Here is a 1,194-nt window from a genome sequence, read left to right as displayed (position 1 = left end):
CCTTATGATATAAACAAAAGATACCAATTACGTATTATTTGTATCATGATACAATGTAGAGAAGGAAGTGACAGCTATGTTAAAATTACGACAATTTTTTATTATATTACTATTTACATTTCCTTTTCTAGCAAGCTTTAGTTCGAATGGACTTCCAGTAAATTTCTACGCATCCTATACGACCCCAGAAGGAATTCGGTTCATTAGTTGTTCCGAAGAATGGGATAAAGCAAAATTAGTAGAATTATATAAGGAATTCGTAGAAAATAAGCACGGTGATGAGTTTTCTTTATTGAATGGAATTGTTATTGACGGTGGAGCACATTCATCTTCTCTAACGAAAGGAAGCTACAGTGCGTTGACGAATACGATTACTCTCTATCAAGGGGATAAATATACAGAGCCAGCTGATTATACCGAAACTCTTACACATGAATATGGTCATCATTTTGCCTATCATTATTTCCCTTCGCATCATCTACCCTTTTCAAAGTGGAGCGAGCTTAGAGGTTTAGCTTTAGAAGCTACACGTTGGGATGCTTTTTGGAATTATAATGAAAGCGATCATGCATTGTATCCACAGGAAATTTTTGCAGATGACTATGTTTTGTTATTTGGTGCGACAAAGGAAATGGATATGAAGAATGTCTTTACTAATGAGGCTTTTTACGTACGGACAGAGCACGAAAATCAACAACTATCCAATGTTTTAGAAAATAACGAGTTAATTGAATTTATTGAAAGAGAAAGTGGCTTAAAGGTTGAGCGCTCTCGCCTTCTCCAATTACCGGTTCTTACTGAATATAATGTTGCAAATCTATTCTTTGAAATTACCAAAAAAGCAAATGTTGCCTATCGATTAAATTTAAGCTTTCATCATGAGGAAAATGAACCTGCCAAGGAGGATTGGGAGCTTTATAATGTAACAACAGAAAATACTGGAAATGTACTGCAATTTTCATTAGCTGAAATTGATAAAGATGTATTTGCAAAATATGAATATATGACGATTAGTGTAGATACTGTTGACCTTTCAACATCTCTCGGCTTTAAATCGGAGGAAATAAAGCTTAGAATTCAATAAAATTGATATGTAAAAGGGTTACACAACTCAAAAATTATTGAGTGTTAACCCTTTTTATATCGATAGAAAATTTTATAGTAGTTCTAAAAAACATAAACTTTATAAATGCC

At 33.2% G+C, this 1,194-nt stretch carries 1 protein-coding gene; it reads left to right on the top strand.

The window, feature by feature from the left end; genetic code table 11:
- The first annotated feature begins 76 nt into the window (after nucleotides 1-76).
- Nucleotides 77-1,084 (top strand): hypothetical protein, encoded by a 1,008-nt coding sequence (locus HU235_RS10415; RefSeq protein ID WP_174880180.1) that lies wholly within the window; start codon nucleotides 77-79, stop codon nucleotides 1,082-1,084.
- The last annotated feature ends 110 nt before the right edge of the window (nucleotides 1,085-1,194 follow it).

The sequence above is a fragment of the Metabacillus niabensis genome, assembly GCF_902829255.1.
Classification (GTDB): domain Bacteria; phylum Bacillota; class Bacilli; order Bacillales; family Bacillaceae; genus Metabacillus; species Metabacillus niabensis.
This window is presented reverse-complemented; position numbering and strand designations above follow the sequence as displayed.